General features: G+C 71.4%; 6 protein-coding genes and 1 pseudogene. 3 read left to right on the forward strand and 4 right to left on the reverse strand.

All coding sequences use genetic code 11. The features are described 5' to 3' along the window. Positions 1–322, forward strand: a pseudogene (locus I59_RS23005) (hypothetical protein); the annotation flags it as partial. A 183-nt stretch (positions 323–505) separates the two neighbouring features. On the opposite strand, the gene rplL reads toward I59_RS23005, so the two are convergent. The 4 genes from rplL to I59_RS16725 form a co-directional block, all read right to left on the reverse strand. After that, positions 506–889 carry a 50S ribosomal protein L7/L12 gene (rplL, locus tag I59_RS16710; RefSeq protein WP_022904851.1) on the reverse strand — a complete coding sequence of 128 codons (384 nt, stop codon included), beginning with the start codon at positions 887–889 and terminating at the stop codon, positions 506–508. Positions 890–940: 51 nt separating this feature from the next. Beyond that, entirely contained in the window at positions 941–1,456 is a 516-nt protein-coding gene (rplJ, locus tag I59_RS16715) for a 50S ribosomal protein L10 (RefSeq protein ID WP_022904852.1), read from the reverse strand. Between the two features lie 292 nt (positions 1,457–1,748). After that, complete coding sequence (locus I59_RS16720) at positions 1,749–3,242, reverse strand: cell wall metabolism sensor histidine kinase WalK (RefSeq protein WP_022904853.1); 1,494 nt, start codon at positions 3,240–3,242, stop codon at positions 1,749–1,751. A gap of 11 nt (positions 3,243–3,253) precedes the next feature. After that, positions 3,254–3,994 carry a response regulator transcription factor gene (locus I59_RS16725; RefSeq protein ID WP_031274250.1) on the reverse strand — a complete coding sequence of 247 codons (741 nt, stop codon included), beginning with the start codon at positions 3,992–3,994 and terminating at the stop codon, positions 3,254–3,256. 384 nt (positions 3,995–4,378) lie between these two features. Between I59_RS16725 and I59_RS23010 the strand changes: the two genes are divergently transcribed. Together I59_RS23010 and I59_RS23015 are read left to right on the forward strand one after the other, a co-directional pair. Continuing rightward, positions 4,379–5,137 carry a hypothetical protein gene (locus I59_RS23010; protein WP_049976617.1) on the forward strand — a complete coding sequence of 253 codons (759 nt, stop codon included), beginning with the start codon at positions 4,379–4,381 and terminating at the stop codon, positions 5,135–5,137. Beyond that, positions 5,131–5,555: PIG-L deacetylase family protein (locus tag I59_RS23015; protein ID WP_022904855.1), on the forward strand; the 425-nt coding region annotated here is incomplete at its 3' end. The genes I59_RS23010 and I59_RS23015, both read left to right, overlap by 7 nt.

Genomic DNA, 5,555 nt, shown 5'->3' on the forward strand with positions numbered 1-5,555 from the left:
GGCGATCCGGATGGTCGAGATCGGACTCCCCCGTCCCGTCGCGCAGCACGAGTTCCGCTCCGCCGACGGCCGCACGGACCGGGTCGACTTCTGGTTCGAGGAGCTCGGAGTGGTCGTGGAGTTCGACGGCAAGCAGAAGTACGTCGACCGCGAGGTGCTCGGCGCCCGGAGTCCCGATGAAGCACTCTGGCACGAGAAGGTCCGCGAAGACCGGCTCCGTGCGTTCACCGCGGTCCGGACCGTCGTGCGTCCGACGTGGTGGCACCTCGTCGACCCCGACCGCCTCCGGGCACTGTTCCGGCAGCACCGCGTGCACTTCTGACCACCACGAGTCTCGGGCGGCCGCGCACGAGACTCGTGGTGAGCGACAGTTCTCGCGCATCTGCACGCGAGAACTGTCGCTGAGCGCGAGACTCGGCCCCGCCGCGCCGCCCCGCGCCCCCGCGCACGACGAAGGCCGCCGCCCCCGGAGGGACGACGGCCTTCAGACCTGATAGGTCGGGAGTTACGCGACCTCGACCGTGGCGCCGGCGGCCTCGAGGGTCTCCTTCGCCTTGTCAGCGGTCTCCTTGTTGACGCCCTCGAGCACCTTGGCGTCGGGGGTCTCCACGAGCGCCTTGGCCTCGCCGAGGCCGAGCGACGTGAGGCCACGGACCTCCTTGATGACCTGGATCTTCTTGTCACCGGCCGACTTGAGCACGACGTCGAACTCGGTCTTCTCCTCGACCTCCTCGGCGGGGGCAGCAGCGCCACCGGCCGCGGCGACCGCGACGGGGGCAGCAGCGGTGACCTCGAAGACCTCTTCGAACTTCTTCACGAAGTCCGAGAGCTCGATGAGCGTGAGCTCCTTGAAGGCCTCGATGAGCTCGTCCTGCGAAAGCTTCGCCATGATTTTCTCCTACTACTAGCTAGTACGTGTGGTTGTGGAACGCGTGCCCGATCAGGCCGCGGACTCCTGCTTCTCGCGGAGGGCGTCCACGGTGCGGACGGCCTGCGAGAGGGGTGCCTGGAACAGGTACGCAGCACCGAACAGCGAGGCCTTGAAGGCGCCGGCGAGCTTGCCGAGCAGGACTTCACGGGACTCGAGGTCGGCGAGCTTGTCCACCTCGGTCGCGGTGAGCGGGTTACCGTCGAAGTAACCGCCCTTCACCACGAGCTGGGGGTTCGCCTTGGCGAATGCACGCAGCGACTTCGCGACGGCGACGGTGTCACCGTGGACGAAGGCGAGAGCGGACGGACCGGCGAGCTCGTCGTCGAACGACGAGATGCCGGCGTTGTTCGCCGCGATCTTGGTCAGCGTGTTCTTCACCACGGCGTACGTGGCGTGCTCACGGATCGAGTTGCGGAGCTCCTTGAGCTGCGCGACCGTGAGACCGCGGTACTCGGTGAGCAGAACGGCGTTCGAGCTCTGGAATGCTTCCGTGAGCTCGGCGACCGCAGCTTCCTTGTTCGCCATGGTTCTCCTTGGGGTTTCTTGCCGGCAGCCCCAGGTCGATGGTCGTGACAAGCACGACCCTCACCACATGAAAAAAGCTCCGGCGCAGAGGCTCGGAGCTGCTCCCCCGCGAGCGGGTGGAGTGGTTCGGAACACCTGCGCGGGCTGCCTCACTCGGTGAGGACCTTCGCTTGCTGCGCGAGCGCAACAAGAACCGACGGTCTTTGGCTTCGAGCAGCGTAGCAGAGGTTGCGGACGACACCAAACACCGGTCTGGAGGCGCGGGGCGGGCCCGCACCGCGCCTCCCGTCCGTCAACTGGTCGCGGGAGCGGCCTCGGGCGTCTCCGACCACTCGGCAGCCGCCGACGGCGGCGAGACCGGCAGGTGCACCGTGAACACGGTGTCGCCCGGCTCGCTCGTCACCTCGACCCGCCCGCCGTGCGCCTGCACGACCGCGTCGACGATGGCGAGCCCGAGGCCGGTCGACCCCACCGTGCGGGACCGCGAACTGTCCGCGCGGGCGAACCGCTCGAACAGCTTCGGGAGGAACTCGGGGTCGATGCCCTGGCCGGTGTCGCGGACGGTGAGGTCCACGCCGTCGCCGCTCCGGGCGATCCCGACCGTGATGCGGGTGCCCTCGGGCGTGTGGGTCCGCGCGTTCGTCACGAGGTTCACGATCACCTGGTGCAACCGCGCCGCGTCGCCGAGGACCTCGACCGGTTCCGACGGCACGTCGACCTCGATCACGTGACCGGGCGAGGCCGCATGGGCGTCGTTCACCGCGTCGAGGACGAGCCCGGTGAGGTCCACGTCGTCGAGCTGGATCTCCCGACCCTCGTCGAGCCGGGCGAGGAGGAGCAGGTCCTCGACCATGCTCGTCATCCGCTTCGACTCCGACTCGATGCGGCTCATCGCGTAGACGACGTCCTCCGGCAGGTCCGCGCCCATGCGTCGGGTGAGCTCGGCATAGCCGCGCACCGAGGCGAGCGGTGTGCGGAGCTCGTGGGAGGCGTCCGCGACGAACTGCCGGACCTTCTGCTCCGAGCGCTCCCGTGCCTGCATCGCGCCGCCGATGTGCCCGAGCATGCGGTTGAACGCGGCTCCGACGCGACCGACCTCGGTCCGGGGATCGGCGTCGGGCACCCGGACGTCCTGCAGGGCGTCGCTGCGCTCGAGGGGCATCCGGGCGACGGCCGAGGCGGTCTCGGCGACCCGTTCGAGCGGCCGCAGCGCGCGCCGGACGACCACCGCGGCGACGACGGACCCGGCGACCAGTGCGGCACCCACCACGACGACGACGACGAGCAGCAGTGACCAGACGCTCTCGTACACCGGCGACATCGGCAGCCCGACCACGAGGACGGCGTTGCCGAGCGCGGGGTTGTCGACCTGGACCGCGGCGATCCGGTACTTCCCGAGGGTGCCACCGAGGTCGAGCGTCGCCGGGTCCACGCCGACCTTGACCTGCCCGAGGCGCTGCAGTTCGTCCGCGGTCAGCTGCGACCGGGAGCTGTCCTCGTTGATGACGATTCCGGCCGCGATGCCACCCGAACCGTAGTAGGCGGTCAACGTCCCCGCGGCCTGGCCGAGCGGTGCGAGGGCGTCGTCGTTCGGACGCTGGCCGCCCGGCTGCTGCTGGCCCTCGCCGAACTTCGTGCTCGCGCGGTCGGTGGCCTTGGACAGCTGGGAGTCGATCGTGCCGGTCTGGATGGACGCCAGGGCGATGATGCTGCCCGCACCGATCACCGCACTCACGGCCACCACGAGTGCGACGATGCTGAGCACCAGCCGGCGACGGAGCGTCACTGCGCTGCCCCTCAGGACGTGGGCTTGATGACGTACCCGACACCGCGCACGGTGTGGATCATGGGGGTCTCCCCCGCGTCGATCTTCTTGCGCAGGTACGAGATGTAGATCTCGACGACGGAGCTCTTGCCGCCGAAGTCGTACGACCACACGCGGTCGAGGATCTGCGCCTTCGACAGCACGCGGCGGGGGTTCCGCATGAGGAAGCGGAGGAGCTCGAACTCCGTCGCGGTGAGCTCGATCGGGCGGCCGGCTCGCGAGACCTCGTAGGACTCCTCGTCGAGCACCAGGTCGCCCACGACGATGCGGGAGTCGCCGGCCTCGGAGATCGAGATCTGCGAACGACGGATGAGCCCGCGCAGGCGTGCCACGACCTCCTCCAGGGAGAACGGCTTCGTCACGTAGTCGTCGCCGCCGGCCGTGAGCCCGGTGACGCGGTCCTCGACGGAGTCCTTCGCCGTGAGGAAGAGCACCGGGGTGTCGTCGTTGTTCTGGCGCAGGCGGCTGAGCACCTGCAGCCCGTCGAGGTCGGGCATCATCACGTCGAGCACCATCGCGTCGGGCTTCCACTCGCGCGCCGTGCTCAGGGCGTCCTGTCCGCCGTTCGCGCTCTTGACGTCCCAGCCCTCGTAGCGGAGCGCCATGGACAACAGGTCGGTGAGGCTGGCCTCGTCGTCGACGACGAGGATGCGCAACGGGGTTCCGTCGGCACGTGTGAGGCGCGGTGCTGCTGCGGGCTGGGAGATGGTCACCTCTTCGAGTATCGAGCGTTTCCTATGAGCGGTCTGAGACGGACCGATGCGCGTTCTGTGGATCACGGATGAGACGGATAACGCGGACCCGGGCGGCCGCCCGGGGAACGCTCCGTACGGTGACCGCATGCTGCACTCCTCCGCATGGTCCGCGGCTGCGCGTGCCGTCGACGTCGACGACGCGGTCGGACCGGCCGGGAGGCACGGTGCGACCCCGGCGGAACGGCTGGCCGTCGCGCAGGCGGTCGCCGCCACCACGCCGACGCTGTCCGCGGGCACGGCCGGACCCGTCTTCGCCACGCTCGCCGCGCTCGCGGCGGTCGACGTCGCACCGTCGAGCCGCACCTCGACGCCCGCAGTGTCCTCGACCAGGCCGGTGTCCCCGTGCCCGACGGCTCGACCTGGGGCGTGTTCGCCGCCGAGGCGCCCGGGCTCCGTGTCGACGCCCACGCGACGGGCGACGGGACCGTCCGACTGAGCGGGACGAAGCCGTGGTGCTCGCTCGCGTCGACGCTGAGCCACGCGCTCGTCACCGCGCACGCCGGGGACGAGCGGGTCCTGGTCGCGGTCGACCTCCGGCACGCGGGCGTGACCGCGCACGACGACGTCTGGGTGGCCCGCGGCATGCCGGACGTCCCGAGCGGACCGGTCGACCTCGACGGCGTCCCGGGCTCGCTCGTCGGCGAGCCGGGCTGGTACCTCCGACGCCCGGGGTTCGCCTGGGGCGGGATCGGCGTCGCGGCCTGCTGGTGGGGCGGCGCCGTCGGCCTCGCCCGGGTGCTGCGGTCGCTCGCGGCGTCCCGACCGGGGTCCGAACTGCTGCAGGCCGCACTCGGCGCGACGGTCGCCGACCTCGCCGGTGCGGAGGACGCGCTCGCGGACGCAGCGGCCCGCATCGACGCCGATCGCCCCGGGACGGACTGGGCGTTCGAGGCGCAGGCCGTCCGCGCCCGGGTCCGCCGTGCTGTCGACGCGGTCCGGCACCGGGTCGTGGCGACGATCGGCCCCGCACCGCTCACGGCCGACCCCGCGGTCGCTGCGCGGGTGGCCGACCTCGAGCTGTACGTGCTGCAGGACCACGGCGCCCGCGACCTCGCCCGAGCCGGCCGGATGGTGCTCGAACGCGGCGGTGTCGCATGGTGACCTTCGACCACCGGGAGCCCGGGACCGACCCGCAGCGGTGGACGACCCTCCTCGACGCGCTGACGCCGCAGGACGTCGCCCTCGACGGGTTCGCCTCGGTCGTCGTCGTCGCGCCGCACCCCGACGACGAGACGCTCGGCGCCGGTGGCCTCGTCGCGACCGCAGCTGCGCGGGCCGTGCCGGTCGAGGTCCTGCTCGTCAGCCGCGGCGAGCGCTCCCACCCGGACTCCCCCACCGTCGGCCCCGGCGACCTCGCGGCGCGGCGTGACGAGGAGTTCCGGACGGCGTCGGCGGCGTTGCACCCGGGCGCGGTCGGGACGTCGCTCCGTGTCCCGGACGGCGCGCTGCGGGACCACCCCGACGTCCTCCGCGCGGCGCTCGACGAGCGGCTGTCGAGCGCGACCGGACAGGTCCTGCT

The sequence above is a fragment of the Curtobacterium sp. B8 genome, assembly GCF_000333315.1.
GTDB classification, from domain to species: domain Bacteria; phylum Actinomycetota; class Actinomycetes; order Actinomycetales; family Microbacteriaceae; genus Curtobacterium; species Curtobacterium luteum.

Bases quoted from the DNA above. Each gene is read 5' to 3' on its own strand.
- rplJ (WP_022904852.1), bottom strand. From the start codon at position 1,456: ATGGCGAACAAGGAAGCTGCGGTCGCCGAGCTCACGGAAGCATTCCAG.
- rplL (WP_022904851.1), bottom strand. From the start codon at position 889: ATGGCGAAGCTTTCGCAGGACGAGCTCATCGAGGCCTTCAAGGAGCTC.